At 70.0% G+C, this 24,884-nt stretch carries 21 protein-coding genes, 1 tRNA gene and 1 pseudogene; 13 read left to right on the top strand and 10 right to left on the bottom strand.

All coding sequences use genetic code 11. The features are described from left to right. Positions 1–95: 95 nt before the first annotated feature. A complete protein-coding gene (locus ET989_RS06035; RefSeq protein WP_131167646.1) occupies positions 96–842 on the bottom strand; it encodes a universal stress protein in 747 nt (248 codons plus the stop codon). A gap of 314 nt (positions 843–1,156) precedes the next feature. Here ET989_RS06035 and clpB point away from each other — a divergent pair, with 314 nt between their 5' ends. Beyond that, a complete protein-coding gene (clpB, locus tag ET989_RS06030) occupies positions 1,157–3,739 on the top strand; it encodes an ATP-dependent chaperone ClpB (protein ID WP_131167645.1) in 2,583 nt (860 codons plus the stop codon). A gap of 62 nt (positions 3,740–3,801) precedes the next feature. Here clpB and ET989_RS06025 read toward each other — a convergent pair whose 3' ends face one another. The 4 genes from ET989_RS06025 to ET989_RS06010 all read right to left on the bottom strand — a co-directional run bounded on the left by ET989_RS06025 (position 3,802) and on the right by ET989_RS06010 (position 6,105). Continuing rightward, the gene (locus tag ET989_RS06025) at positions 3,802–4,539 is read right to left on the bottom strand and encodes a hypothetical protein (RefSeq protein WP_131167644.1); all 738 of its coding nucleotides are present in this window, start codon (positions 4,537–4,539) and stop codon (positions 3,802–3,804) included. Between the two features lie 97 nt (positions 4,540–4,636). Then, positions 4,637–5,095 carry a polysaccharide deacetylase family protein gene (locus ET989_RS06020; RefSeq protein ID WP_277751348.1) on the bottom strand — a complete coding sequence of 153 codons (459 nt, stop codon included), beginning with the start codon at positions 5,093–5,095 and terminating at the stop codon, positions 4,637–4,639. 27 nt (positions 5,096–5,122) lie between these two features. Then, entirely contained in the window at positions 5,123–5,548 is a 426-nt protein-coding gene (trxA, locus tag ET989_RS06015) for a thioredoxin (protein ID WP_131167642.1), read from the bottom strand. A gap of 239 nt (positions 5,549–5,787) precedes the next feature. Continuing rightward, positions 5,788–6,105: a hypothetical protein gene (locus ET989_RS06010; RefSeq protein WP_131167641.1), complete on the bottom strand. Its 318-nt coding sequence runs from the start codon at positions 6,103–6,105 to the stop codon at positions 5,788–5,790. Here ET989_RS06010 and ET989_RS16110 point away from each other — a divergent pair. The 8 genes and pseudogenes from ET989_RS16110 to ET989_RS05975 all read left to right on the top strand — a co-directional run. Further along, positions 6,098–6,370 carry a hypothetical protein gene (locus ET989_RS16110; RefSeq protein WP_479681047.1) on the top strand — a complete coding sequence of 91 codons (273 nt, stop codon included), beginning with the start codon at positions 6,098–6,100 and terminating at the stop codon, positions 6,368–6,370. The genes ET989_RS06010 and ET989_RS16110 overlap by 8 nt on opposite strands. Before the next feature lie 75 nt (positions 6,371–6,445). Next, entirely contained in the window at positions 6,446–6,757 is a 312-nt protein-coding gene (locus ET989_RS16105) for a hypothetical protein (protein ID WP_479681046.1), read from the top strand. Next, positions 6,754–7,248, top strand: a complete 495-nt coding sequence (locus ET989_RS06000) for a hypothetical protein (protein WP_131167640.1) — start codon at positions 6,754–6,756, stop codon at positions 7,246–7,248. The genes ET989_RS16105 and ET989_RS06000 overlap by 4 nt, the downstream gene beginning before the upstream one ends. Before the next feature lie 50 nt (positions 7,249–7,298). Further along, positions 7,299–9,074: a type IV secretory system conjugative DNA transfer family protein gene (locus tag ET989_RS05995; protein ID WP_131167639.1), complete on the top strand. Its 1,776-nt coding sequence runs from the start codon at positions 7,299–7,301 to the stop codon at positions 9,072–9,074. Between the two features lie 79 nt (positions 9,075–9,153). Next, positions 9,154–9,456, top strand: coding sequence for a hypothetical protein (locus tag ET989_RS05990; RefSeq protein WP_206662245.1), 303 nt, complete (start codon positions 9,154–9,156; stop codon positions 9,454–9,456). A 76-nt stretch (positions 9,457–9,532) separates the two neighbouring features. Continuing rightward, positions 9,533–10,072, top strand: coding sequence for a hypothetical protein (locus ET989_RS05985; RefSeq protein WP_131167638.1), 540 nt, complete (start codon positions 9,533–9,535; stop codon positions 10,070–10,072). Positions 10,073–10,076: 4 nt separating this feature from the next. Then, positions 10,077–10,304 carry a hypothetical protein gene (locus tag ET989_RS05980; protein ID WP_180320757.1) on the top strand — a complete coding sequence of 76 codons (228 nt, stop codon included), beginning with the start codon at positions 10,077–10,079 and terminating at the stop codon, positions 10,302–10,304. Continuing rightward, positions 10,273–11,529: pseudogene (locus tag ET989_RS05975) on the top strand (recombinase family protein); the annotation flags it as partial. The gene ET989_RS05980 and the pseudogene ET989_RS05975, both read left to right, overlap by 32 nt. Before the next feature lie 610 nt (positions 11,530–12,139). On the opposite strand, the gene ET989_RS05970 reads toward ET989_RS05975, so the two are convergent. Next, positions 12,140–12,212: transfer RNA gene (locus ET989_RS05970), tRNA-Ala, on the bottom strand. A 289-nt stretch (positions 12,213–12,501) separates the two neighbouring features. On the opposite strand from ET989_RS05970, the gene ET989_RS05965 reads away from it, so the two are divergent. Both ET989_RS05965 and ET989_RS05960 read left to right on the top strand, forming a co-directional pair. Continuing rightward, positions 12,502–14,736 carry a transglycosylase domain-containing protein gene (locus ET989_RS05965; protein ID WP_131167637.1) on the top strand — a complete coding sequence of 745 codons (2,235 nt, stop codon included), beginning with the start codon at positions 12,502–12,504 and terminating at the stop codon, positions 14,734–14,736. A gap of 33 nt (positions 14,737–14,769) precedes the next feature. Beyond that, positions 14,770–15,882, top strand: a complete 1,113-nt coding sequence (locus ET989_RS05960) for a mannosyltransferase family protein (RefSeq protein ID WP_131167636.1) — start codon at positions 14,770–14,772, stop codon at positions 15,880–15,882. Here ET989_RS05960 and ET989_RS15240 read toward each other — a convergent pair. Beyond that, the gene (locus ET989_RS15240) at positions 15,860–16,492 is read right to left on the bottom strand and encodes a TetR/AcrR family transcriptional regulator (protein ID WP_206662244.1); all 633 of its coding nucleotides are present in this window, start codon (positions 16,490–16,492) and stop codon (positions 15,860–15,862) included. The genes ET989_RS05960 and ET989_RS15240 overlap by 23 nt on opposite strands. A 100-nt stretch (positions 16,493–16,592) precedes the next feature. Between ET989_RS15240 and ET989_RS05950 the strand changes: the two genes are divergently transcribed. Further along, positions 16,593–19,343, top strand: a complete 2,751-nt coding sequence (locus ET989_RS05950; RefSeq protein ID WP_165490055.1) for an MMPL family transporter — start codon at positions 16,593–16,595, stop codon at positions 19,341–19,343. Beyond that, entirely contained in the window at positions 19,340–21,892 is a 2,553-nt protein-coding gene (locus ET989_RS05945; protein ID WP_131167634.1) for a YhgE/Pip domain-containing protein, read from the top strand. The genes ET989_RS05950 and ET989_RS05945 overlap by 4 nt, the downstream gene beginning before the upstream one ends. A 175-nt stretch (positions 21,893–22,067) precedes the next feature. Here the strand turns inward: ET989_RS05945 and ET989_RS05940 are convergent, their stop codons facing one another. The 3 genes from ET989_RS05940 to ET989_RS05930 are packed head-to-tail and all read right to left on the bottom strand — an operon-like array spanning position 22,068 to position 24,881. Further along, complete coding sequence (locus ET989_RS05940; RefSeq protein ID WP_206662243.1) at positions 22,068–22,850, bottom strand: lysophospholipid acyltransferase family protein; 783 nt, start codon at positions 22,848–22,850, stop codon at positions 22,068–22,070. A 45-nt stretch (positions 22,851–22,895) separates the two neighbouring features. After that, on the bottom strand, positions 22,896–23,663 hold the full coding sequence (locus ET989_RS05935) for an SDR family NAD(P)-dependent oxidoreductase (RefSeq protein WP_131167633.1): 768 nt from the start codon (positions 23,661–23,663) through the stop codon (positions 22,896–22,898). Positions 23,664–23,693: 30 nt separating this feature from the next. Continuing rightward, a complete protein-coding gene (locus ET989_RS05930; RefSeq protein WP_131167632.1) occupies positions 23,694–24,881 on the bottom strand; it encodes an acetate/propionate family kinase in 1,188 nt (395 codons plus the stop codon). Between the last annotated feature and the right edge of the window lie 3 nt (positions 24,882–24,884).

Here is a 24,884-nt window from a genome sequence, read left to right as displayed (position 1 = left end):
TCGCGGATGAGCCGCCCTCGGCGCCAGTGGTGGCCGGGGGACGGCGACAGGCCCTGTCGTGAGTCTGCAGTCTCGATCCTAGGGGTCCGGGACGGTCAGGGGGTCGGGTCGTGGTCGGCGACGACGGCCACCGGGGTCGAGGTCAGCCGCAGCAGTCGACGGCTCTCGGAGTTCTCCCGCTGGCCCCGGTAGTTCGGGCCTCGGCTACCGACCACGGTCAGGCTGGCTTCCAGAGCCTCGGCGAGCAGGGCATCGGCGGGTTCGTGGGGTGAGATCATGACGTCGTAGCTGGAGGGCAGCAGCTCGGCGGCGGCCTCGGTGAGGATGGCCACGGCACGGTTCCGCAGCTCGTCAATGTCCTCGCATCTCTCGTCGGCGACGACCACCTTGAGAGGCATCCCCGCGCGGCGGGCCACGGCGGCGGCTAAGCGGATCCCCGGCACGCCGGGCTCCTCCAGGTCCAGCCCCAACACGACGGGACGTTCGAAGGTGTTCCAGGTGGTGGCAGGGATCACCACCACCGGCCCGTGGGCCTCCTGCAGCAGGTCCTCGGCGACAGTGTCCATCACCGGGACGATCGGCGCATCGGCCCCTCGTGCTGGGATGACCACCATGGCCGCGGTGCGGCTGGCCTCGGCCAGGGCGGGGGCGAGCATGCCGGGTGCGGCCACGAGCTGGCCGCTGTCAGCAAGCAGGGTGCGGATGCCGGTGGCGAGGTGGGGGGTGTGCAGGATCGTCAGGGGCCAGTCGCCAGCGCGGGCGATGTCCTGGGCCCACACGGCCGCGGCGATCGAGGCGGGCGAGCCGTCGACGCCCACCACGACGTGGTCTGTGCATTCCATCTGCGATGCCTCCTTGAGGACTGGGTCAGGGACAGGACCCGCAGGCTGCGGCCGGTCCGGGACACCTCCAGCTTCACCGGGTCTCGCGCGAAAGGCCACGGTTCACGGCCCGGATGGGCGTCGTCCCCCACACAGGTGAGTGCCAACCCCCAATTGCCTGCGAACTCCTTGACCTGCCCGGGGGCCGCTGCACACCATCGATGTGCACCGGATCCCAGCCGCCGGGCCGCAAGCCCCGCAGGCCGGGACCGCCCACGAACCACCCATGGACCACGACCCGCCACCGGCGCGGTCACCCTGACGAAGGAGCACTGATGGACACCGAGAAGCTCACCACGATGAGCCGGGACGCGGTCTCGGCCGCGATCCGCAATGCCCTGGCCGCCGGCAATCCGACGGTCGAACCCCAGCACCTGCTGCACGCCTTGCTGATGGTGCCGGAGAACTCCGTCGCGCCGCTGCTGGCCGCCGTCGGCGTGGACGCCGACCAGGTCGACCAGCGTGCCCAGGCCGCGATCGGCAAGCTGCCCTCCAGCCAGGGCAGCTCGGTGGCGCAGCCGCAGCTGTCGGGCGCCATGGCCCGGGTGCTCGCCGACGCCGAGATCCGCGCCGACAAGCTCGGCGACTCCTATGTCTCCACCGAGCACCTGCTCATCGCCCTGACCACCATCCCGTCGGAGGCCCAGACGATCCTCGTGGGAGCCGGCGCCACCACCGAGAAACTGGAAGCAGCCTTTGCCGAGGCCCGCGGTGACCGGCGCGTCACCAGTCCGGAGGCCGAGGGTGGCGAGTCGGCGCTGGGCAAGTACTCCGTCGACCTCACTGAAAGTGCCCGCGAGGGCAAGCTGGATCCGGTCATCGGCCGGGACCAGGAGATCCGCCGGGTGGTGCAGGTGCTGGCCCGTCGCACCAAGAACAACCCGGTGCTGATCGGCGAGCCCGGCGTCGGCAAGACCGCCGTCGTCGAGGGCCTCGCGCAGCGCGTCGTCGCCGGCGACGTCCCCGACTCCCTCAAGGGCCGCCGGGTCGTCAGCCTCGACCTGTCGAGCATGGTCGCCGGCGCCAAGTACCGCGGCGAGTTCGAGGAACGACTCAAGGCAGTGCTGAAGGAGATCCAGGAGTCCGAGGGTCAGATCATCACCTTCATCGACGAGCTGCACACCGTCGTCGGCGCTGGTGCCGGCGGCGAGGGCGCCATGGACGCCGGCAACATGCTCAAGCCCATGCTGGCCCGCGGCGAGCTCCGCATGATCGGCGCCACCACGCTCGACGAGTACCGCGAGCACATCGAGAAGGATCCGGCCCTGGAGCGCCGCTTCCAGCAGGTCTACGTGGGTGAGCCGACAGTCGAGGACACCATCGCGATCCTGCGCGGCCTGCGCGAACGCTACGAGGCGCACCACAAGGTCCGGATCACCGACAGCGCCCTGGTGGCCGCCGCCAGCCTGTCCCACCGCTACATCACCAACCGGCGGCTACCCGACAAGGCCATCGACCTGATTGACGAGGCCGCCAGTCGGCTGCGGATGGAGATCGACTCCTCCCCGGAGGAGATCGACGTGCTGCGCCGTCAGGTGGACCGGATGAAGATGGAGCAGTTCGCGATCAGCAATGAGTCCGACGCCGCCTCGAAGGCCCGCCTGGAGCGCCTGGAGAAGGAGCTGGCCGACGCCGAGGAGAAGCTGCGTCGCCTGGAGGCGCGCTGGGAGGCCGAGCGGGCTGGCCTGAACCGGATCGGTGAGCTGAAAACCCAGATCGACCAGCTGCGCATCGAGGCGGAACGGGCCCAGCGTGCCGGCGACCTGGCCGCGGCCGCCGAGATCGCCTACGGACGCATCCCGGCACTGGAACGCGAGCTGGAGCAGGCCAAGCAGGCCGAGGACCAGGAGAAGGCGGAACGGATGGTGGCTGACGAGGTCACCGCCACCGACATCGCCGAGGTGGTCAGCGCCTGGACCGGTATCCCCGTCGGCAAGATGCTGCAGGGCGAGTCCGACAAGCTGCTCCACATGGAAGAGCACATCGGCAAGCGATTGATCGGCCAGAAGAAGGCCGTCGAGGCCGTCGCCGACGCCGTCCGGCGCAGCCGTGCCGGGATCAGTGACCCGAACCGGCCCACCGGCAGCTTCCTCTTCCTCGGCCCGACGGGCGTCGGCAAGACCGAGCTGGCCAAGTCCTTGGCGGACTTCCTGTTCGACGACGAGACCGCCATGATCCGCATCGACATGTCCGAGTACTCGGAGAAGCACTCGGTCAGCCGCCTGGTGGGTGCGCCTCCCGGCTACGTGGGCTACGAGGAGGGCGGCCAGCTCACCGAGGCCGTGCGTCGACGTCCCTACAGCGTGGTGCTGCTCGACGAGGTGGAGAAGGCCCACCCGGACCTGTTCAACATCCTGCTGCAGGTGCTGGACGACGGTCGCCTGACCGACGGGCAGGGCCGTACGGTGGACTTCCGCAACACCATCCTGATCCTGACCAGCAACCTGGGCAGCCAGTTCCTCGCGGACACGAGCCTGGATGACGAGGCCAAGCATGAGGCTGTGATGGGTGTGGTGCGCGGGGCCTTCCGTCCCGAATTCCTGAACCGGCTGGACGAGATCGTGATGTTCGACCCGCTGACGCTGGAGGACCTCACCCACATCGTCGACACGAACCTCGACAAGATCAACGCTCGGCTCGCGGAGCGTCGCATCGTGATCGACGTCACCGACGAGGGCAAAGAATGGCTGGCCCGCAACGGCTTCGACCCGGTCTACGGCGCCCGCCCGCTGCGTCGCCTGGTGCAGTCCACCATCGAGGACCAGCTCGCCCGCAAGCTGCTCGCCGGCGAGATCGTCGACGGGGCCGTGGTCACCTTCGATGTCGATCCCGACACCGACGAACTGCGCATCGTCTGACCCGACCAACAGGCCGGGGCTCCCACCACGGGAGCCCCGGCCTGCTTCATGTCTGCGTGAGGTCAGGCGGTGTGGGTGGTGTCCTGGGTAACGGCACGCAGCGCCCGTCGTAGCTGGTCGACGCTGATCGTGCGGTCGGAGGAGTAGAGCGAGGTGTCGTCGCTGACGCGGCGAACGGTGACGTGGGTGCGCTGCACCTCCAGCACATGGGTGACGCCCCGGGCGGCCAGCTCCAGCGAGGAGAGCTCGGCCTCGCCCAGGTCGACGGCCACGACCCGGTCGTCACGGGTGAGGACGATGCCGTTGACGGCGCGCACCAGGCCCAGGATTGGGCCGGCGTCGAGGCTGCCGTGGCCGGTGGACGACAGGCTGAAGCCCTCCAGCGTGGCGGCCTGCTCCAGGTAGGCGCGGGCTCGGTCGCGGAAGTCGAGGGCGTCGCTGGCCAGTTCGCGCATCTCGTCGGACCCGCCGGTGGCGATCTCCTCGAGCTGCTCGGCCGTCATCTCGTCGAGGATGGCCTGCACCTCCAGGCGTTGCTCGGTGGTGAACTTGGCTCCGTTACCGGCAACGTTCACCTCGTCCGGCAGGCGTCCGTACATCGCCAACAGGTAGCCAGCGGCGCTCAGTGCGACGAATGCGACGGTGCCGATGCCGTCGCGGCCCTTGACCCACTCCAGCGCGGCGGCGAAGGCCAGCGGGACGGTGGAGGCGGCCACCAGCAGCAGCCTGCGTCGCATCGACCAGCCGGGCGGGGGCTGGGACGTCAGGGCGGTCACTGGAGGATCAAGGTGGCTGGGCATGCTTCGAGGCTACCGGGCCCTGACGCAAGAGATCGGGATCACCTCGCCAGGAGGTGGGGCTCGAGCTCCAACCGCACCTGGCCAGTCGACTGGTGCGTCAGGCCGCCGGGTAGAGCTTCCCGGGCTTCGTGGAGCCCAGCAGCTGGCTGACCGTGACCAGCGTGTAGCCCTGCTTCTGTAGCGTGTCGATGGTGGGAGCGGCCGCATCCACGGTCCACAGGTGGATGTCGTGCATCAGCAGGATGGAGTCCCGGCTGGCGCGCTGCACCGTGAGCTTCGTGATGACCGCCGCCGTGTTGTGGCCGGCCACCCAGTCCTCCGGTGGGTTGTTCCAGACCACGACGGCCAGCCCGTTGGTGCCGACGACCTTGTCCGTGCGCTGCGTGCGGGCGGCATAGGGCGGACGCATCAGCGTCGGCTTCTGGCCGGTGATCTTCTGCAGGGCCGCATTGGTGCGCCTGACCTCCCACGCCACCTTCGCGTCCGGCAGGTCGCTGGTCGGCTTGTGGTCATAGGTGTGGTTGGCGATCTCGAAACCCTGCGCATGCTTAGTGATGGCCGGGATGTTCGTCGACAGGTGAGGTCAGTCCAGGTGCGGCTCGACCCAGCGCCGCAGGGCCCCCAACGACATGGCACCGGCCTGTCGGGCCACCACCTGGCCATCCCGCAGCAGTACCAGCGTCGGGATCGACTGGACGTCGAAGGAGGCCTGCGTGGCTGGCGACTCGTCGACGTTGACCTTCACCAGCTTGAGACGGCCGGCGTACTGCGCGGCGAGCCTCTCCAGCACCGGCGAGTACTGCTTGCAGGGGTCGCACCACGGCGCCCACAGGTCCACCAGGACCGGCAGCTTCGACGAGTCGCTGACAGCGGCGAAGTCGGCGTCGTGGGCGTCGGTGATCCAGGGCAATGGCGCGTGGCAGGTAGCGCACTGCGGCACCCCAGCAGCCACCGCGGGGACCCGGTTGCGGGTGTTGCAGGCAGGACAGGTGGTGATGTGGGCGTCCATGGTTCCTCCACAGGTCAGGGTTCATAGCTTCTCCAGGGGCGGCCACACCCGTGGCCAACCCGACACGTCCAGCGTGCCCCCGCACGGGTGCTTGATGCAGCATTGGAGCTGGTGGATGGGCGGGCGTCCACGCCGAGATGGGGGCCAGACCCCACACACCGCCGGCCATCCGACGCGCCGCGGTTCAGGCCGCCGCAGGGCTCGACTGGTGCGGGGTCAAGTCCCATGGGGTGCTTCCCTCAGGCTTCGGGGCGGAGGCGGATCAGGGCTTGCGCTGCTGCGAGCCAGTCCTGAGATGGTGTCGGTTCCTGCAGCCTCTGCAGGGCTTGCTGAGATTCGTGGCGCTCATTGTCGCCAGCCGGGTCGAAGACCTGGTACCGCTCCAGGAGCCAGCGGCACTGGGCCTGCTGTCCCATGATCTCGTCGACCCGCTCGCCGCAACAGCGGATGCACCGCGCGTCTTCCAACATGCGCCACGTCTGCAGGAGCTGCTTCGTGCGTTGGCGCAAACGCACGTGGACGTGCCCGGAGCCGTCGTGTCCGGTGGGGGTGGTCACCGAGCAGGACACCGGTATCGCCAAACCGCGGGCAATGCTGACCACCCGGGCCTGCCGCTGGGCGACCGAACAGCTCCGACTCGACGGGCCGTCCACGGTCAAGTTCGATCCGTCGTTGCCAATGATCTCCCTCGACCTGTCACGGGTCACGGAGAACTCGACGCTGATTTCGGTGTTGATGACGTGCTCGTCGGCGTGGATGGAGTCCGCGCTGCTCGACCCGAACGGTGGGCAGCGGTGGGTGATCTACGACGAGGCATGGTGACTCATGTCCCATCCCGCGCTGTTGCGGCGGATGGGTGCGCACTGGCGCCTCGCCCGGCACTACGGGATCGCGAACATGCTGATCTTCCACAAGCTCACCGACCTCGACAACGTGGGCGACCAAGGCTCAGCCATGCGCTCCCTGGCCAACTCATTGTTGGCGAACGCGGAGACGCGGATCGTGTACCGGCAGGAGTCCGACCAGCTCGGTCCGACCGCAAAGGCACTCGGCCTGACCGGCACGGAGCAACTGCTATTGCCGAACCTTGGCGTTGGCCAAGGCCTGTGGCGGATCAAGTCCAGGAGCTTCGTTTGCCAACACCAACTGCACCCCGACGAACTCGCCCTGTTCGACACCAGCAGCCGCGCAGCAGGAGGTCACCGATGAACCTCACCAGCCCGCGCCGAACAGGCTCGAACGACGACGACACGACCGCTCCCGTCGAGCTGCCGCACGTCCTCGTCACAGTCGGCGACGACGGCACCCTTACCGCGACGGTCGATGGAACACCGTTCGCGTCACCGGACGCGAGCGCGTGGACGCGGGCGACGTTCGGGCCGCTCATGGATACCATCACCAAGGACCGCACGATCGCGGTTCGGGTCGAGGTCCGCGAATGCGATGGCACCGTCTTCACCGACATCCTCCCCACCCGCAAGCCCAGACGCGCAGTGGCCCCATCCGAGAACCCTGTGCCAGAGACTCGTCGGAGCCGTCACGCCCGACGGGCGCCACGCCTGGCTGAGGTCACCGCGGAGGGGTTCGTGCCCGGCGAGGATGTCGCCGTCGCGACGATTGTCTCCCATACCGACGCCACCGGAACCGGCGAGGCCCGCGCGCTCATCGACCTCGACGATCGGCCCGACGGCACGCACTAGGTGATCTTGTTCGGGCGCATCTCGGGCACGCTCGCGGTGCGGCTGCTGACATGAACCAGCGCCAGGCCGGGGGCATGGGCGACGAACTCACCAACGCCGCCCTCATTGGCCTGATCGGCATGTTCGGGATCGCTCTCGTCCTCCGCGCCGCTGGCAGCGTCGCCGCGTTCCTCACCGGCACACCGCAGCCCGACGCCGGAGCAGCGGCGGGGCTCGCCGCGCTGTTCAACCCCAGCGACCCTGCGACCGCGCTCGGTGCCGACGGGCTCAACCCAGTTGTCTACTGGCTCGTCAGCACGGCACTGCTCGCCGGACTCGCCGCTGGGATCGTCTGGGTGTGGATCGTCCTGCGCCGACACACCCGGAAGACAGAGACCGACCCGCACCGACTCGCCGGAATCGCGACCAGCCACGAAGTCAAGACCGCAGCATCCGCCAAGGCGCTCCTTCACCGCGCGGCCACGCTGCGACCCTCCTTGGAGTCACCACCACCGCAGGATGTCGGCTACCTGCTCGGTGCCAGTCGTGGAACGAAGGTCTGGGCATCGGTCGAAGACTCGATCCTGCTGATCGGCCCGCCCCGCTCGGGCAAGGGTCTGCACGTCGTCATCAATGCGATCCTCGACGCGCCGGGGGCTGTGGTCACGACCAGCACAAGGCCCGACAACCTCACCGCGACCCTCCGCGCCCGACGCCGCAAGGGTGGCCCGGTCGCCGTGTTCGACCCTCAACACCTCGCCGAAGGCATCCCCGCCGGGCTGCGCTGGTCACCCATTCGCGGCTGTGATGATCCGCTGACGGCGATGATCCGCGCCAACGGCCTCGCCGCCGCCACCGGCCTGTCCGCTGGAGGGGTCGAGTCCGGCGGGTTCTGGGAAGGCAAGACCCGCACCGCACTCCAGTCGTTGCTGCACGCCGCCGCGCTTGATGGCCGCCCGCCCGCCGAGCTGTTCAGGTGGACCCTCGACCCCAGCGCGGCGTCCGAGGCCGTCGCGATCCTCAACTCACACCCCAACGCCGCGATGGGCTGGGACGACTCCCTGGGCGCGATGATCGAAGCCGACCCCAAGACCCGCGACAGCATCTGGCAAGGCGTCTCCCTCGCACTCGCCGCCCTCGCCGACCCGCGCGTACTCGATGCCATCACGCCAGGCCCGCACGAGCACTTCGACCCCGAGACCTTCCTCACCGAGCAAGGCACCCTCTACCTACTCGCCACCGGAGCCGGAGCGGGAGCCTCCGCGTCACTGGTCGCGGCGTTCGTCGAAGACCTCATCGAAACCGCCCGCCGACTCGCCGCCCGCTCACCCGGAGCCCGGCTCGATCCACCGTTGCTGCTCGCGCTCGATGAGATCGGAAACCTCGCGCCCATGCCGTCACTGCCGACGCTCATGGCCGAAGGCGGTGGCACCGGGATCACGACCATGCCGGTCTTGCAGTCCCTCGCACAGGCTCGCGACCGGTGGAGCGAGCACCAGGCCGGCGCGATCTGGGATGCCAGCATCGTCAAGATCATCCTCGGCGGCGCATCCAACAGCCGCGACCTCCAAGACCTCTCCACCCTCATCGGCGAGCGAGACGAGTACACCGACAGCATCACCCTCGGCGACCGAGGCACGCGCTCCAACCAGCGCTCCATCCGCCGCGTGCCGATCCTGCCGCCCGACCGCATTCGCACGCTGCCGTTTGGCACCGGCATCACCATGCTCCGCTCCGCACCACCCATCGTCACCGACCTGCGGGCCTGGCCCAGCCGGCAGGATGCCGCGCAACTCCGCAGCGATCGCGCCGAGCTCGAAGCCCTCCTGCGCCGCCCCGCACCCTGACGACTCTGGGTGCTGGGGCGCACCTGCCTGACACAGCGACCACATGCAGCTGGCCGCCCAAGTTCAGGAGGACGCCATCATGGCCATTCACACCCAGGAATCACTGTCAGGCTTCATCGCCTCGGAGCCGTTGCGCACGCGAACTTCGCCCAAGGCGACAACTTCGTGGCCGAGGGCTACACGCGCCCCGGTCAATTACGAGCGCAACGGCCAGGCGATCGAGGTCGAAGAGTTCATCGCCAAGAAGATCGGCCACGACGCCGCGCGAACCCGCTACGAGGTGGACCGCACCCCGCGCAACTCGGCCGGACGAGACGCCGCCGCCTACGAGTCGCCGCAACGGACGACCGCTGCGGCCCAGGCCGCGCCGGTGAGCATGTGAGTTCGGGAGCCGGGCCATGACGAACGATCAGAACCAGGAACCCACATCGCCAGATGTCCCCGGTAGTCCGTCCGACGTGGATGAGGCTGATGTGTTCGACGGGCCGCCCCGCGTCACCAACGCCGACACGCCCGAACCGCCCCATCCGGTGAACTGGAACCTGCTGACGGCTCACGAGTTGGAGCAGGAATGGCTCGCGCTGAACCGGTGGGTGGACTGGCTGCGCCGCACCTACGGTCTCCAAGTCGCCGTGATCCCGCCGTTCTGGCATCACCATCCCGAGCTCGTCTGGGAACTCTCGGCGCTCCACCTGCACTGGCTGGCTGCCTACGACCCCGAGCAGAACGCGTCCGCACCCCTCGGCTGGCACCGCGACTTCGCCGATGCTCGCCAGCGACTCCGCGATTGGGTCACCGCCTGCGGCACGCACGGGGACCGCGACCGCCCCACCCGGCAAGCGGCCTGGCCCGGCGATGAGCCGGCCCCCGCAATCCAGGACGTGAAGTTCACCGACCGGGATAGCGAGTTCGTCGAGTTCGTGATCGCTCAGGTCCGCAAGCGGCAGGAAGCCGAAGACGAGTTCTACGCCAATCTCGCCGACGACGGGGCTCCGTAGACCGATGAGCCGCTATGTCAAGAAGACCGACCGACGCTCCTACGACGAGCGGTCATTCTCCGTCCGGGCCGTGCATCGCGACCGCGCCGACCTGCACAAGCTCGCCGAAGTGCTGATCCGGCTGACGTTGCAGGAGACAGGCGAGAGCCGAGCGCCCGCGAAGCGGTCCGGGTGCCCGACACCTACCGGGCGACCCCCCGATGGCCTGGTCGTCTCAGAGGCCGCCCGGTAGAATGAACCTTGCAAGCCTCGCGACGCGGGGCGTTGTGGCCCAAACCTCGTCATCTGGCGGGCAACACGCACCGAGACCATCGGGTCTCGCCCTACAGCCTTCACCGGCTGCTCTCACGATCAACGCCCCATCCCACCGCAGTGGGAGCGCGAGGGTCGAACCGCGTGAGAGTGAGCCCCCGATGACCACCGTCGCCGATGATCCAACAGCCAGCCTGATCGACCCACCCCGGACCGCTGCTGTCGCAGTGTCCTACCTCCGGGTCTCAACCCGTGAGCAGGCAGAGAAGGGCGGCACCGACGAAGGCTTCTCGATCCCCGCCCAACGCGAAGCGACCAGGCGCAAGGCCGAACAGCTCGGCGCCGGCATCGTCGAAGAGTTCATCGACGCAGGAGCCTCCGCTAAGTCATCCGACCGGCCCGAGCTGATGCGGATGATCCAGTACGTCAAGGCCAACAAGGTCTCCTACTGCATCGTCCACAAGGTAGACCGACTCGCCCGCAACCGCGCCGACGACGTGAGCATCCACCTCGCACTCCAACAGTGCGGGGTCATGCTCGTCTCCGCGACAGAGAACATCGACGAGACGCCCTCGGGCATGCTGCTGCACGGCATCATGTCCACGATCGCCGAGTTCTACTCCCGCAACCTCGCCACCGAAGTCACCAAAGGCATGACGCAGAAAGCCATCGGTGGAGGAACGAACGGGCGAGCACCCATCGGCTACCTCAACGTCCGCAAGCGCGACGAGACGGGCCGCGAGCTCCGCACCATCGAGCTCGACCCCGAACGCGCGCCCATGATCGAGTGGGCCTTCAAGGCATACGCCTCCGGGAACTGGAGCGTCAGCCAGCTCCACGACGAACTCACCTCACGCGGACTCCGCAGCCTGCCAACCCCGAAGCGAGCGGCGAAGGCTCTCGCCGTCTCGACCGTGCACCGGCTCCTCACCAACCCCTACTACAAAGGCGATGTCGTCTACCGCGGCACCCGCTACAAGGGGAACCACCCCGCGCTCGTGCCCGCCGAGGTCTGGTACCAGGTCCAGTCCGTGCTCACCGCGCACCAGTGCGCCGTCGAGGCGACCCAGGTTCACGGTCACTACCTCAAAGGCACCATCCACTGCGGCCAATGCGGGTCGCGGCTCATCGTCTCCAACGCGAAGAACCGCCACGGCAACGTGTACTGCGACTTCGTCTGCTCCGGCCGGCATTCCAAGCGGACCGAGTGCACGCGCCAGGCCATGCTCATCGAGGACGTGGAGAAGCTCGTCGAGGACTACTACTCCCGCGTCCAGATCACACCCGCCCAGCAAGACGCCCTCGCCGGGATGCTCCACCACGAGTTCGACCGGCTGATGGCCGCCGAAACCGAAGAACTCGCGCGTCTCACGGCCAACCGCGACCGGCTCGAAAGCGAGCAAGACCGACTCATGCAGGCCCACTATGCCGACGCGATCCCGCTGACCGTGCTCAAGCGCGAGCAGGACCGCATCCCCGCCGAACTCGACAAGGTGACCCGACGTATCGACGCCCACTTCGGCGACTACGCCGACGCCCGCGCCCACCTCGACGACGCCCTCGGGCTCCTCGCCAACTGCGCCGAAATCTACGCCCGCTGCGACGGTACCAACCGACGGCTATGCAACCAGGCGTTCTTCACGAAGGTCGACATCGACGAGGACAACGAGCTGCGCGTCGAGCACAACCGGCCCTTCGAAATGCTGCTCGACCCCCAGGTCAACGCCAACGCTCTCACTCGGGCCGCAGACACGAACAAGGCCCGAACCCCCGCCAAAGTTTCCATTGGCAAGGGTTCGAGCCTTGTGCCGTCGGTGGAGCCAAGGGGACTCGAACCCCTAACCCCCTGCTTGCAAAGCAGGTGCGCTACCAATTGCGCCATGGCCCCGGCGAGGAATCAGTGTACGCGGAGGCGCTGGCGGGAGGCCAACCGTGCAGCTGTGCGGGGCTGTCGGCGCGCAACACCGGGGCTGTCGGCGCGCAACACCGGGGCTGTCGGCGCGCAACACCGGGGCTCTCGGCGGGGCGGTGGCAACTCTGGTTCCAGGTTGGGCGTCCGGGCAACTACCCTAGAACGGTGTGGTATGGCAAGAACGCCACGCGATGACCGTCCCGGCGAGCTGCGGTGGCCACCGCCACGACTTCGGCCCGGGGCACGACGATGTTGAGGATTGTGCATGACTGACGCCAAGCGCGCGGCTTCTTCAGGCCAGCGACCCTCGCAGGGTTCGACGTCCGCGACGACCCGGCGTGCCAAGCGCACCGGCGGGCAGATCGCGCTGGGCATCTTCAAGTGGATCGGCATCCTTGCGGTCGCGCTGGCCGTGCTGGGCGCGGGCGCGTTTGCGGTCGTGTACGCCAACACGAAGATCCCCGACCCCAACAAGGACTTCCAGACCAACGTCTCGACGGTCTACTTCGCCGGTGGCGAGCAGCCGATCAGCACGTTCATGGTGCACAACCGCGTGTCGATCCCCCTGTCCGAGATGCCGGACAACGCCAAGGAGGCGATCATCGCCGGCGAGAACGAGGACTTCTGGAACGACCCCGGCATCTCCGTCGCCGGCCTCGCGCGCGCCGTCCAGACCGCCCTCACGCCCGGCGTCGACACCGTCGGTGGCTCGACGATCACGCAGCAGTACGTGAAGGTCCTGTACCTCACCCAGGACAAGACCGTCACCCGCAAGCTGACCGAGATCATCCTCGCCCTGAAGATGGGCCGCGACGTGCCCAAGGAGCAGGTGCTCGAGGGCTACCTCAACACCGTCTACTACGGACGCGGTGCGTACGGCATCCAGGCCGCCTCGCGGGCCTTCTTCGACGTGGACGCCAAGGACCTCACCGACCCGCAGGCCGTCGCGCTGACCGCCATGATCAACGACCCCGGGCGCCTCGACCCGCGGCGCGGTGAGAAGCAGGCGGCTGACCTCCTGGAGCGCTACCAGTACACGCTCAACCAGATGGTCAAGGTCGGTTACATGACGGAGGCCGAGAAGGACGCGATCTACACTTCTCTCCCCGACTTCCCGAACCTGCCGACGGACAACCGCCTCGGCGGCCCCAACGGCTTCCTGATGAACAAGGTGAAGAACGAGCTCAAGGACGCCGGCATCGAGGAGTCCCTCATCGACGGCGGCGGCCTGCGCATCATCACGACCGTGGACCAGAACCTGCAGGACACGGCCATCAAGACCATGCAGGACATGCGCGACCGCGTCGCGAAGAACCTCCGCTCGAAGGCCAACCCCGACCGCGACCCGATGTTCTACCACCCGGCCATGGCCTCGATCGACACCTCGACCGGCGCGATCCTCGCGCTGTATTCCGGGGCGGACGCCATCGAGGACGCCCGCGTGTGGGCCGAGACGCCGCGTCCGACGGGCTCGACGTTCAAGCCGTGGGCGCTGGTCGCGGGCCTCCGGGACGGGGCGACCCTGGCCGACCGCTTCGACGGCAACAACAAGTTCCGCGTCAAGGGCACCAACCACGAGGTGACCAACGCCGGCGGCACCAGCTACGGGCCGGTGACCCTGAAGAAGGCGACGACGTTGTCCATCAACACCGCCTACGTCGACCTCACCACGCAGATGGAGGACGGCCCGGCCAAGGTCATCAAGGCCGCCGAGGACGTCGGCATCCACAACAGCAACTGGGACCCCCAGGCCACGATCGCGCTGGGCTACGCCGAGGTCTCGCCCCTGGACGCCGCTCGCGGGCTCGCCACCCTCGTCAACGAGGGCAAGCGCACCAACACGCACATCGTCGCCGAAGTGCAGGACGCCAAGGGCAACGTGATCTACAAGCCGGTCATCGCCCAGGACCAGACCATCGAGCCGGACGTCGCTCAGAACGCCGTCGCCGCGCTCACCGGCGTGGTCGAGGAGGGCACCGCGCGCAGCGTCTCCCGCCTGGGCCACCAGGTCGCCGGCAAGACGGGAACGTACTACGACTCCGGCAAGAAGGAGACCCGCGCCACGTGGTTCATCGGCGCGACGAAGCAGATCTCGACCGCCGTCGTGCTCACCGGTGGAGAGCACGGCTACTCCGACATCGGCCAGACGTACGGCTCGACCTACCCGGCGCCCGCGTGGCTCGAGTTCATGCGCGTCGCGATGGACGGCAAGGAGAAGATCCGCTTCCCCGGCCCCACGAAGCAGTCGCGTTCGGGCAAGTTCTCCGCGCCGCCGGTGCCCAAGGCGTCCGCCGCCCCGACGGTCACCCGCACCGTGGAGCCGACGCCGGAGCCGACGCCGACGCCGGAGCCCACGCAGGAGCCTGAGCCGACGCCCGAACCCGAGCCCACCACGGAGCCCACGCAGCCGCCGCCCGCGGCCACGCCGCTCCCGACAGCGTCGCCGCCGGGGCAGGTCAGGCCGCGGCCGACCCCCGGTCGGCCGGGAGGCAACGGCTGAGCTGGCAGAATCCCCCGCGGAAGGGGGAGCGGCATGGCGCGCACGCTGAGGCGACTGGCTGACGAGAACCTGCTCATCGTGCAGGTGTGGCTCGTCAGCCGGTTGCTGTTCGCGATCATCGCGGTCACGCTGGCGGTGGCCGGACGCCGTCCGCTTGAGTCCGTCCTCGCCCAGTGGGACGTGGGGCACTTCCTCAAGATCGCGCGGGAGGGGTACGCGGACCCGGACGAGATGGCGTTCTTCCCGGGCCTGCCGCTGCTTCTGCGCGGCTTCACCGAGTTGGGCCTGCCCGCGGTGCTGTTCGGCACGATCCTCGCCTTGGCCTGCTCGCTGGCCGCCGCCTTCGCTCTCAAGCGCATCGCCGGCGCGTGGGGCGCCATCGCCTGGATCCTCGCCCCGACGGCCGTCTTCACGGCCGTCCCGTACACCGAGGCCCCCTTCTGTGCGGCCGCCTTCTGGGCATGGGAGCGCGCCAGTCAGCGCCGCTGGGGCCAGGCCGCCCTGCTCACCGCCCTGGCGTGCGCGCTCCGGGTCTCGGGACTGTTCCTGATCGGGGCGCTGGCCATTCTCGCGATCACGCAGGGCCGCAACCCCTCCCGGCGCCGCGGCGTCCGCGACGGTGGGCTGGGCGCGCGGCTGGCCTGGCTGGTCCTGCCGACCGCCGTGCTGGTCGCCTACGTCACCTACCTCTACGGCCTCACCGGATCGTGGACGGCCTGGTTCGCCGCCCAGGAGGCCGGCTGGGACCGCGGCTTCCACTGGCCCTGGGAAGCCATCGCCAACCACTGGGAGGTCGTCCAGCGCCCGACGCCGGACCACCCCGAGTGGGTGTGGCTGTTCCGGGCCGAACTCGTCTCGTGGGTCGTGGGCGTCGTCGTGACGCTGGTCGCCCTGTTCCGCAAGCGGGTCGCCGAGGCGGCCTGGGTGGGCGTTCAGGTGTTGGCGTTCTCGCTCTCCTACTGGCTGATGAGCGTCAACCGCGCCGTCCTGTTGTGGTTCCCGCTGTGGCGGCAGGTGGGGGAGTTCGTCGAGTCCCGCCCCGACACGACCGGGTGGCGCGTCGTCGGCGTCCTCGCGGGGCTGGTGGCGCTGGCCGTGCAGGGCGTGTGGGCGTGGCTCTACTTCACCGGACGGTGGTCGAGCTAGGACGCACCAGCGTGCGCAGCACCTCGGCGAGCAGGCGCTCCTTGTAGCCGCCCTCGAGGGTGCCCGACCCGATCAGCGACCCGAGCGTGCCGTACTCGTGCACGGCGTGGAGCAGCCCGATGGCGGCGGGGCCGCTCGTGGTGAGCTCGTAGCCCAGTGCCTGGACGACGGAGCGGATCGTCTCGGCCACCCGCAGCGTGCCCTGGTCGGTGAAGCGCCGGTACGCCGGGGCGAACTCGGGGGAGCGTGCGGCGTGGAGCCGCAGCTCCTGGCTGGCCAGCACCCAGTGCCGGCCCTCGGGCTGGGCGGCGAAGAACATGTCGAGCGTGCGTGCGATGAGGTCGTCCAGGTTGCTCGTGGGGGCGGCGTCGATGCCGGCGATCGCCTGGTCGAGCGCGGCCATCTGCAGCTCGTAGTTGCGCTGAAGGAGCTCGACGCAGAGGTCGTCCTTGCTGGTGAAGTTGGAGTAGAAGGCGCCCCGGGTGAACCCGGCTGCCTCGCAGATCTCCTCCACCGCCGCACCGAGCACGCCCTTCTCGGCGAACACGACGACGGCGGCGTCGACCAGGCGTTCTCGGGTCGCGGCACGCCGGGCGGTGAGCTCCGTCACAGTTCCTCCTCAGCGCCAGCCCGGGGCAGGGCAGCCGGCTTGGGTGGCGCGGTTCGATACAGTACCGTATTCAATACAGTTCTGTATCGGAAGGCCGCACGTGTCCACCTGGATCTACCGACTCGCGCACGCGTCCTGGCGTGCACGCCGTCGCGTTGTGGCGATCTGGCTCGCCATCCTCGTCGCCCTCGGCGGCCTCGCCCTCGCGGTCGGCGGCTCGTTCAACGACGAGTTCGACATCCCCGGCGCCTCCTCCAAGGTGGCGCTCGACGGCCTCCGCATGACCTTCCCCGAGGCCGCTCTGAGTTCGGCGAACATGGTCGTCCTCGCCCCGGAGGGGCAGAAGGTCACCGACCCCGCCATCAAGCAGGCGATCGAGGACGAACTGCCGAAGCTGAAGGAGCTCGACTGGGTCGAGATGGCGCAGTCGCCCTTCTTCGAGTACGTCGACGGCCTGATCAGCGACGACGAGACCGCCGCGCTGATCAACGTCCGCGCCAAGGAGGGCCTCGGCCCGTCCAACCTCAGCGACGCCCAGCGGGAGATGCTCGTCGAGGCGGGCGCCGACCTGCAGGACGCCATCCCCGGTGGCGAGGTCCACGTCGGCGGTGACCTTTTCTCGGTCTCCATGCCCCACCTCTCCGCGATCGAGGCCATCGGCGTCGGCATCGCCATCATCGTGCTGCTGGTCGTCCTGGGGTCGCTCCGCGCCGCCCTGATGCCCGTGATCAGCGCGCTGGTCGGCGCCGGGGCGTCCGTGCTCGTCATCGTGATCGCGGCCGGGGTCATCCCCATCATGTCGACCACGCTGCTGCTGGCGCTCATGCTCGCGCTGGCGGTCGGCATCGACTACTCCCTGTTCATCGTGAGCCGCCACCGCGACCAGCTCGCCACCGGCATGGACGCCGAGGAGTCGGCCGCCCGCGCCACCGCCACAGCGGGATCGGCCGTCGTCGTCGCCGGTTCCACCGTCATCGTGGCGCTGGTCGGCCTCAGCGTCGCCGGCATCCCCTTCCTCGGCATCATGGGCGTCTTCTCCGCCGTCGCGGTCGCCATCGAGGTGGCGCTGGCGCTCACGCTGCTGCCTGCCATGCTCGGCTTCGCCGGAGACCGCATCCGCCCCAAGGAGGCGCGCCTGGCGATGGCCGAGGGGCGTTCGATCGAGCAGCACGCCAAGCCGGACGCCTGGACGCGGGCATCCCGCTGGTGGGTGCGCGTGATCACCAAGGTGCCGCTGCTCACCATCCTCGCGGTCATCGCGATGCTCGGCGCGCTGGCGCTGCCGGCCACGCAGCTCAAGCTGGCCCTGCCCAACTCGGGCCAGAACCCGCCCGGGGCGCCCGACCGCATCACGTTCGACCTCATCACCGAGCGCTTCGGCGCCGGCTACAACGGCCCGCTGGTCATCACCGGACCGATCGTCGAGTCCAACGACCCGATGGGCCTGGTCACCGAACTGGCCGGCGAGGTCGAGCAGGTGCCCGGCGTGAAGCTCGTCGCGATGGCCGTCCCCAACCCCAACGCCGACACCGGCCTCATCCAGGTCATCCCGACCACGGGGCCCGACGACCCCGCCACCAACCAGCTCGTCCACGACCTGCGGGCGCTCACCGACACCTGGCGCGCCGAGCGCGGCGTCGACATGGCGATCACCGGCTACACGGCCATGGCGCTCGACGTCTCGGCCCAGCTCGCCGGCGCCCTGCTGCCGTTCTCGCTGTTCGTGGTCGGCCTGTCGCTGGTGCTGCTCACGGTCGTGTTCCGCTCGCTCGTGGTCCCGGTCAAGGCGGCGCTGGGCTACCTGCTCAGCGTGGGCGCGGCGTTCGGCATCACCACGCTGGTGTTCAACCTCGGCTGGTTCAAGGAGGTCATCAACCTCCCCGAGGCCATCCCGGTGATCTCGTTCCTGCCGATCATCCTGATGGGCATCCTGTTCGGCCTCGCCATGGACTACGAGATCTTCCTCACCTCCCGTATGCGTGAGGAGTACGTCCACGGCAACCGCACCAACCCGACCGAGGAGGGCTTCGTCCACTCCGCCAAGGTCGTGGTCGCGGCCGCCATCATCATGGTCAGCGTCTTCGCGTTCTTCGTGCCCGCGGGTAGCGGCGTCATCAAGCCCATCGCCCTCGGCCTGGCCGTCGGCGTGGCGATCGACGCCTTCCTCGTCCGCATGACCCTCGGCCCGGCGGTCATGAAGATGCTCCGCAGCGGCGCCTGGTGGCTGCCGGCGTGGCTCGACCGCCGCCTGCCCGCGCTGGACGCCGAGGGCGAGGCCATCACCCACCAGTTGTCCCTGGCCGAGTGGCCGCACCCGGACGCCGACCACGCCGTCTACGGCGAGGGCCTCGCCGCCGCCACCGAGCGCACCACCCTGTTCTCCGACGTCGACCTGGCCCTGCCCCGCGGCGGCACGCTCGTGCTCGAGGGCGGTGCGGCTTCCCGGCGCGCGCTCACGCTGGCGCTGACCGGACGCCTCGCGCTCACCTCCGGCGAGCTGAAGGTGCTCGGGCTGGTCCTGCCGCAGCAGGCCGGCTCCCTGCGCCGCCACGCCCTGTGGCTGGACGGCAGCGACCCGGACGCCGCCCGCATCCTCGCCCGGGCGTCCGCCCACGACGACGTCACCCTCGTCGCCGTCGACGACGCCGACCGGCTCCCCGCGGACGCCCGCGGCGCGCTGGCCGAACTCACCTCGCACGAGGGCATGTCCCTCGTCCTGGCCGCGTCGGACGCCGACGTGCTGGCCGCCCTCGTCCCCGCTCAGCGCGTCCGCGCCGACCTCGCCGCACCCGCGGTGCCGGCCGACGCCGCCGAGCTCACCGACCCCGCCCTCACTGGAGGTACCCGATGAACCGCAAGCGCTGGACCACATGGGTGGCCCTTCTCCTGGTGCCGCTGCTGACAGCCGGCGGCTTCCTCTGGGGCACCGCGTACGCCGACAGCGGCCTGCGCGGCGTCCAGGCCGCGATCGTGAACCTCGACGAGATGGTCGAGGTCAACGGCCAGTCCATGCCCCTGGGCCGCCAGCTGACGGCCGAGCTCGTCGACTCCGACCGGGAGCAGAACCTCCACTGGGTGCTGGCCACGCAGACCAAGGCGGCCGAGGGCCTGGCGAACGGCCGCTACGCCGCCGTCGTGACCATCCCCAAGGAGTTCTCCGCGGCCGCCACGTCGTTCGGCGGCGAGGCCGGCGAGGCGCGCAAGGCCACGATCCACGTCGAGACCTCGCCGGTGGCCGGCCTCGACGAGACCGCGCTCGGCCAGACCATCGCCGACGCGGCTGCCAACGCCCTCAACCGGTTCCTGACCGGGGAGTACCTCAAGAACATCTACGTCGGCTTCAACCAGATGGCCGAGCAGATGCTCGAGATGAAGGATGGCACGGCCAAGCTCGCCGACGGCGCCGGGCAGCTCGCCGACGGCGCCCGGCAGTCCGCCGACGGCGCCTGGGCGCTGGCCGACGGCCTCGACCTCGCCTCGGCCGGCTCGCCCCAGCTGCGCGACGGCGCCCGCCAGTCCGCCTCTGGCGCGGACGCCCTGGCCGACGGACTGGGCCTGGCCTCGGCCGGTTCCGCGCAGCTGCGCGCGGGCGTGGCGTCGGCCTCGGATGGCGCGGGCCAGCTCGCCGACGGCGCCGGTGCGCTCTCGGCGGGCACGACCCAGTGGGCGAACGGGGCCGACACCTACGCCGATGGCGTCGAGACCTACGCCGACGGCATGCACACCTTCGCCGACGGCGTCACCCAGTACACCGGCGGCGTGAACAGCCTCGTCACCCCGCTGCGCGACGCGCTCGACCGCCTGCCCGAGTGGGCCGGCTGGATCGACGACATCGAGGCCGGCGTCACCGACCTCACGGAGAACGCCATCGCCTGGGACGCCCAGGTGCAGGCCTTCATCGAGCAGGCCCGGGCGTGGATCAGCGAGGCCATGGCGCTCGCGCCCGCGGCGTCCGACGTGCGCAGTGGGGTGGACGCGGCGGCCGCCACGGCCGCGGCGCTGGCGTCCGACGCTCAGGCCTGCCCGGCCGACCTGTCGGAGGAGGCGTGCGCCGCCTACCGCGCCGGCCTGGCCGAGGCCGGGGAGAAGCTCGCGGGTGTCCTCGCGCCGGTCCGCACCGACGCGCGCGACCTGGCCGCCGACGCGACGCTGCTCCAGCAGACCGGCGAGCAGATCCTCGCCCTGCTGGATCGGCTCTCGGAGCTGTCGAAGGAGATGGTCGCCTGGGCGCCGCGCGCGCAGGAGGAGTTGCAGGAGCTCGAGACCTCGATCCCCGGCGACACGCCCCTGACCAAGGAGGCCGTGCTCGCCCTGCTGGACGAGTTCATCCACGGCGGCACGCAGCTCGACGAGGGCGGGCAGCAGCTCGCCGACGGCGCCGACCAGCTCGCCGTGGGCGCGCGTCAGCTCTCCGACGGTGCGCGCGGCCTCGCCGACGGCACCGGCCAGCTCGCCGGCGGCATCGACGAGCTCGCGAGCGGCCTCGACCAGCTGGGCACCGGCGTGAACGCCTACACCGGCGGCGTCGACCAGGCCGCCGGCGGCGCGCGCCTGCTCGCGGACGGCCTCGGCCAGCTCAGCTCGGGCGTCGACCAGTACACCGGCGGCATCGACCAGGCCGCGGGCGGCGCCTCGCAGCTCGCCGGCGGGCTCGGCCTGCTCGCCGACGGCGCCACCGAGCTCGCCGGGGGCACCCGCGAGCTCGCGGACGGCGTGGCCTCCGGAGCCGGCGAGATCCCGACCTACACCGATGCCGAGCGCGACCGGCTCGCCGACGTGGTCGCCTCGCCGGTCGAGACGACCGGGCTGTCCGGGCTGGTGCGCCCCAACCTGGCGTGGGTGAGCCTGCTGCTCACCACCGCGCTGTGGGTCGGCGCGCTCGCGACCTTCGCGGTCGTGCCGGGCACCTCGCGCCGGGCGGCGCTCTCCACGGCCGGCTCCGGCGCGCTGCTCAAGCGCGCCCTGCTGCCGGGGCTGGGGATCGTGTCGGCGCAGGCCTTCCTGCTGGCGATCGCCGGCTGGGTGGCGCTCAAGCTGACGTTCGAGGAGGGACTCCTGCTCACCGGTGTCCTGCTCGTGGCCGGCGCGGCGTTCGCCGTCGTCAACCACGCGCTGGCGGCCCTGTTCGGGAACGGGGGGCGCGTCGCCGCCCTCGCGATGGCCGTGGTCACCGCCGTGACGGCGACGACCGCCACCGCGCCGGGCATCTTCGGTGCGCTGCGGGTGCTCTCGCCGGTCTCCCCGGCGCTGGACGCCGTGCGTGCGGTCTCCACGGGCACGGGGGTGACGATCCCGCTGCTGCTGCTCGTGGGCTGGGCCCTGGTCGCCGCGCTGGCGTCCGTCGCCGCCGTCGCGCGGACGCGCATGGTGCCGTTGTCGGTCGTGGCCCGGACCGCCTAGCCGTTCGGTCGGGCCGGGGCCAGGAACCAGCTCGCCTCCCACACCGCCACCCCCGTGACCCTGGTGGGCTGGCTGGTCGCCTGGCAGGTGCTGGGCGCGGCGACGGCACAGCTACCGCCCGCCCTGTCGGCCTCGCTGAAGGACCCCGTGCGCGTGCTCCGGTCGCCCTGAGGCGTCAGTCGGTGGTCGAGCTGTCCTTGGCCTTCTTCGCAGCGGCCTTCAGGGCGACCGAACGGTGGAAGTCGGCCTGCGTCGGCATGCCGTAGGCGCGCGCGGTGGTGTCGTGCAGCTCCACGACCCGGTTGTACAGCCGCTCGGTGAACCGCGGGACCGTCTCGCCCGGGTGCGCGCGCAGCGGGTTGCCGAACACGACGTGCACGGTCGGACGCCCGGGCACCGGCAACTTCTGTCCGTACGGCATGGCGGCATAGGCGCCCACCAGCGCGATCGGGAGAACGGGTACGGATTGCTGGATCGACAGCGCCGCGACGCCCATCTTGAACTTCGCCATCGCGCCGGTGCGCGATCGGGTGCCCTCGGGGAAGATCAGCAGCGGGACGCCGTCGTCCAGCAGTCGGCCGGACAGGCCCGCGTGGCCCTTCATGCCGCCGCGGTCGACCGGGTAGGCGTTGAAGAAGAGGCGGGTGCCCAGCGCGGAGGTCTTCTTCTTGAAGAAATAGTCGGCGGCCGCCCCCGCGGCCAGGTTGCGACTCAGCCGACGGGGGAGCGCGCCATAGATCACCGTCGTGTCGACGTGGCTTGAGTGGTTGGCGATCGCGATGAAGGGGGCATTCAGGTCGGTCAGGTGGCGCTCGCCGTGGATGTGCACCGTCAGCGCCGACCAGACGTACGGCTTCATGATCAGCTGCTGTGCCACGAAGCGCGCCACCCGCTGCGGGGTATCAGAGTACTTGGCGAGGTCGTCCCTCGCCTTGGCCTCGTCGTGGTCACTGGTCACCGGACCATTCTGCACCACGCCGGGGCTCCCATCCCTGCTCGGGCCTCAGTTCCTGGCGCGGTCGACTTGCCGGGTGATCGCCCGGACGGCCCCGCGCGGCAGGTGCTGCAGCGCGAGGGCGGCCAGCTTCCAGCGCTTGGTGGGCAGCGAGATGGCCTTGCCGGCGTCCGCGTCGGCGAGGCACTCGCTCACGCAACGCTGCGCGCTCACCCAGACCGGGGCGGGGATCCTGCCCGCATCGATCGCCGCCCGCTCGTGGAACTCGGTGCGCACCCAGCCGGGGCACAACGCCGTGGCGGTGACCCCCGTGCCGTGCAGCTCGTTGCTGAGCGCCTCGGAGTAGAGCTTCGCGAACGACTTCACCGCCGAGTAGCTGCCCTGGGTGATCCACGCCGACAGGGACGCCACCGTGACGACCTGGCCGTGGCCGCGGGCCACCATCGCCCGGGCTGCGGTGTTGCCGAGCACCAGGACGGCCGCGCCCATCACGTCGAGGGCGCGCTCGTGCGGGCTGGTGTCTGCGTCGAGCAGGCGGGTGGGGTCGCCGAAGCCGGCGTTGTTGACGAGCACGTCGACCGGACGCCCCGGGTCGGCGAGGCGGTCGGCCACGCGGGCCACGTCCTCGCGGACGGCCAGATCGGCGATCAGCACCTCGACGGTGACGCCGTACCGCGTCCGCAGGTCGGCGGCGGACGCCTCGAGTCGCTCGGCGTTGCGCGCCACCAGGACGAGGTCGTCGCCCCGGGCGGCCAGCTGGCGGGCGAACTCGGCGCCGATGCCGGCGGTCGCGCCGGTGACGAGGGCAGTGGTCATGCCGTCAACCTACCCCGCCCCCGTCCACGATCAGCCGACGATGACCGCCTTCACCTCGCGGGCCATCTGGAGCTCCTCGTTGGTCGGGATCACCAGGACGGTGACGGGGGAGTCGTCGGTCGAGATCGGACGCGGCTCGCGGGAACGCAGGGCGTTGCGCTCGGCGTCGTACACCAGGCCCAGCGGGGCGAGGCCCGAGAGCACGTCGCGGCGGACCGCGACCGAGTTCTCGCCGACGCCCGCGGTGAACGTGACGCAGTCGACCCCGCCCAGGATTGCGATGTAGCGGCCGATGTAGCCCGCGATGCGCCGACAGTAGACGCCCCACGCGGTGGTGGCGGCCTCGTCGCCGGCGACCATGGCGGCCTCGACGTCACGCATGTCGGACTTGCCGCAGAGCCCGGCCATGCCGGACTTCTTGTTGAGCAGCGTGTCGATGGCGTCCGTGCTGAGGCCGGCCTCGCGGTGCAGGTAGGCGATGATGCCCGGGTCGATGTCGCCCGAGCGGGTGCCCATGACCAGGCCCTCCAGCGGGGTGAGCCCCATGGAGGTGTCGACGGCCACGCCGTTCTTGATCGCCGAGATCGACGCCCCGTTGCCCAGGTGGCAGACGATCTGGGTGACCTCCTCGTACGGCTTGCCCAGGTACTCCGCGGCCTTGTGTGACACGTAGTTGTGCGACGTGCCGTGGAAGCCGTAGCGACGGATCGCGTACTGCTCGGCCACCTCGGCGTTGATCGCGTAGGTGTACGCCTCGGGGGGCAGGGACGAGAAGAACGCCGTGTCGAAGATCGCCACGTGCGGGACGTCCGGAAGCGCCTTCTGCGCGCCCCGGATGCCGGCGATGCCGGGCGGGTTGTGCAGCGGCGCCAACGGGGAGAGCACCTCGAGGGTGTTCACCACTGCGTCGTCGATCAGCATCGTCTCGGTCAGCTTGTCGCCGCCGTGCACGGTGCGGTGGCCGACCGCCACCACGTCGTCCAGCGAGGGGCCGTGCTCGTGGAACATGGCCACCATGGCCTGCAGGGCCAGCGTGTGATTCGAGTAGTCCTCGTGCGCGATCCACTCACCGTCGGCGCGCTTGTGCGTGAGGACGCCCTCGTCCAGGCCGATGCGCTCGATGAGGCCGGAGGCGAGCACCTCCTCGCTGTCGGCGTCGATGACCTGGTACTTGATGGAGCTCGACCCCGCGTTGAGCAGCAGGATGGGTGTAGGCATGGT

Source organism: Propioniciclava sinopodophylli, from assembly GCF_004324755.1.
In the GTDB taxonomy this organism is placed as follows: Bacteria; Actinomycetota; Actinomycetes; order Propionibacteriales; family Propionibacteriaceae; genus Propioniciclava; species Propioniciclava sinopodophylli.
Note: the sequence above shows the minus strand (reverse complement) of the source record. Positions and strands in the feature narration are given on the sequence as shown.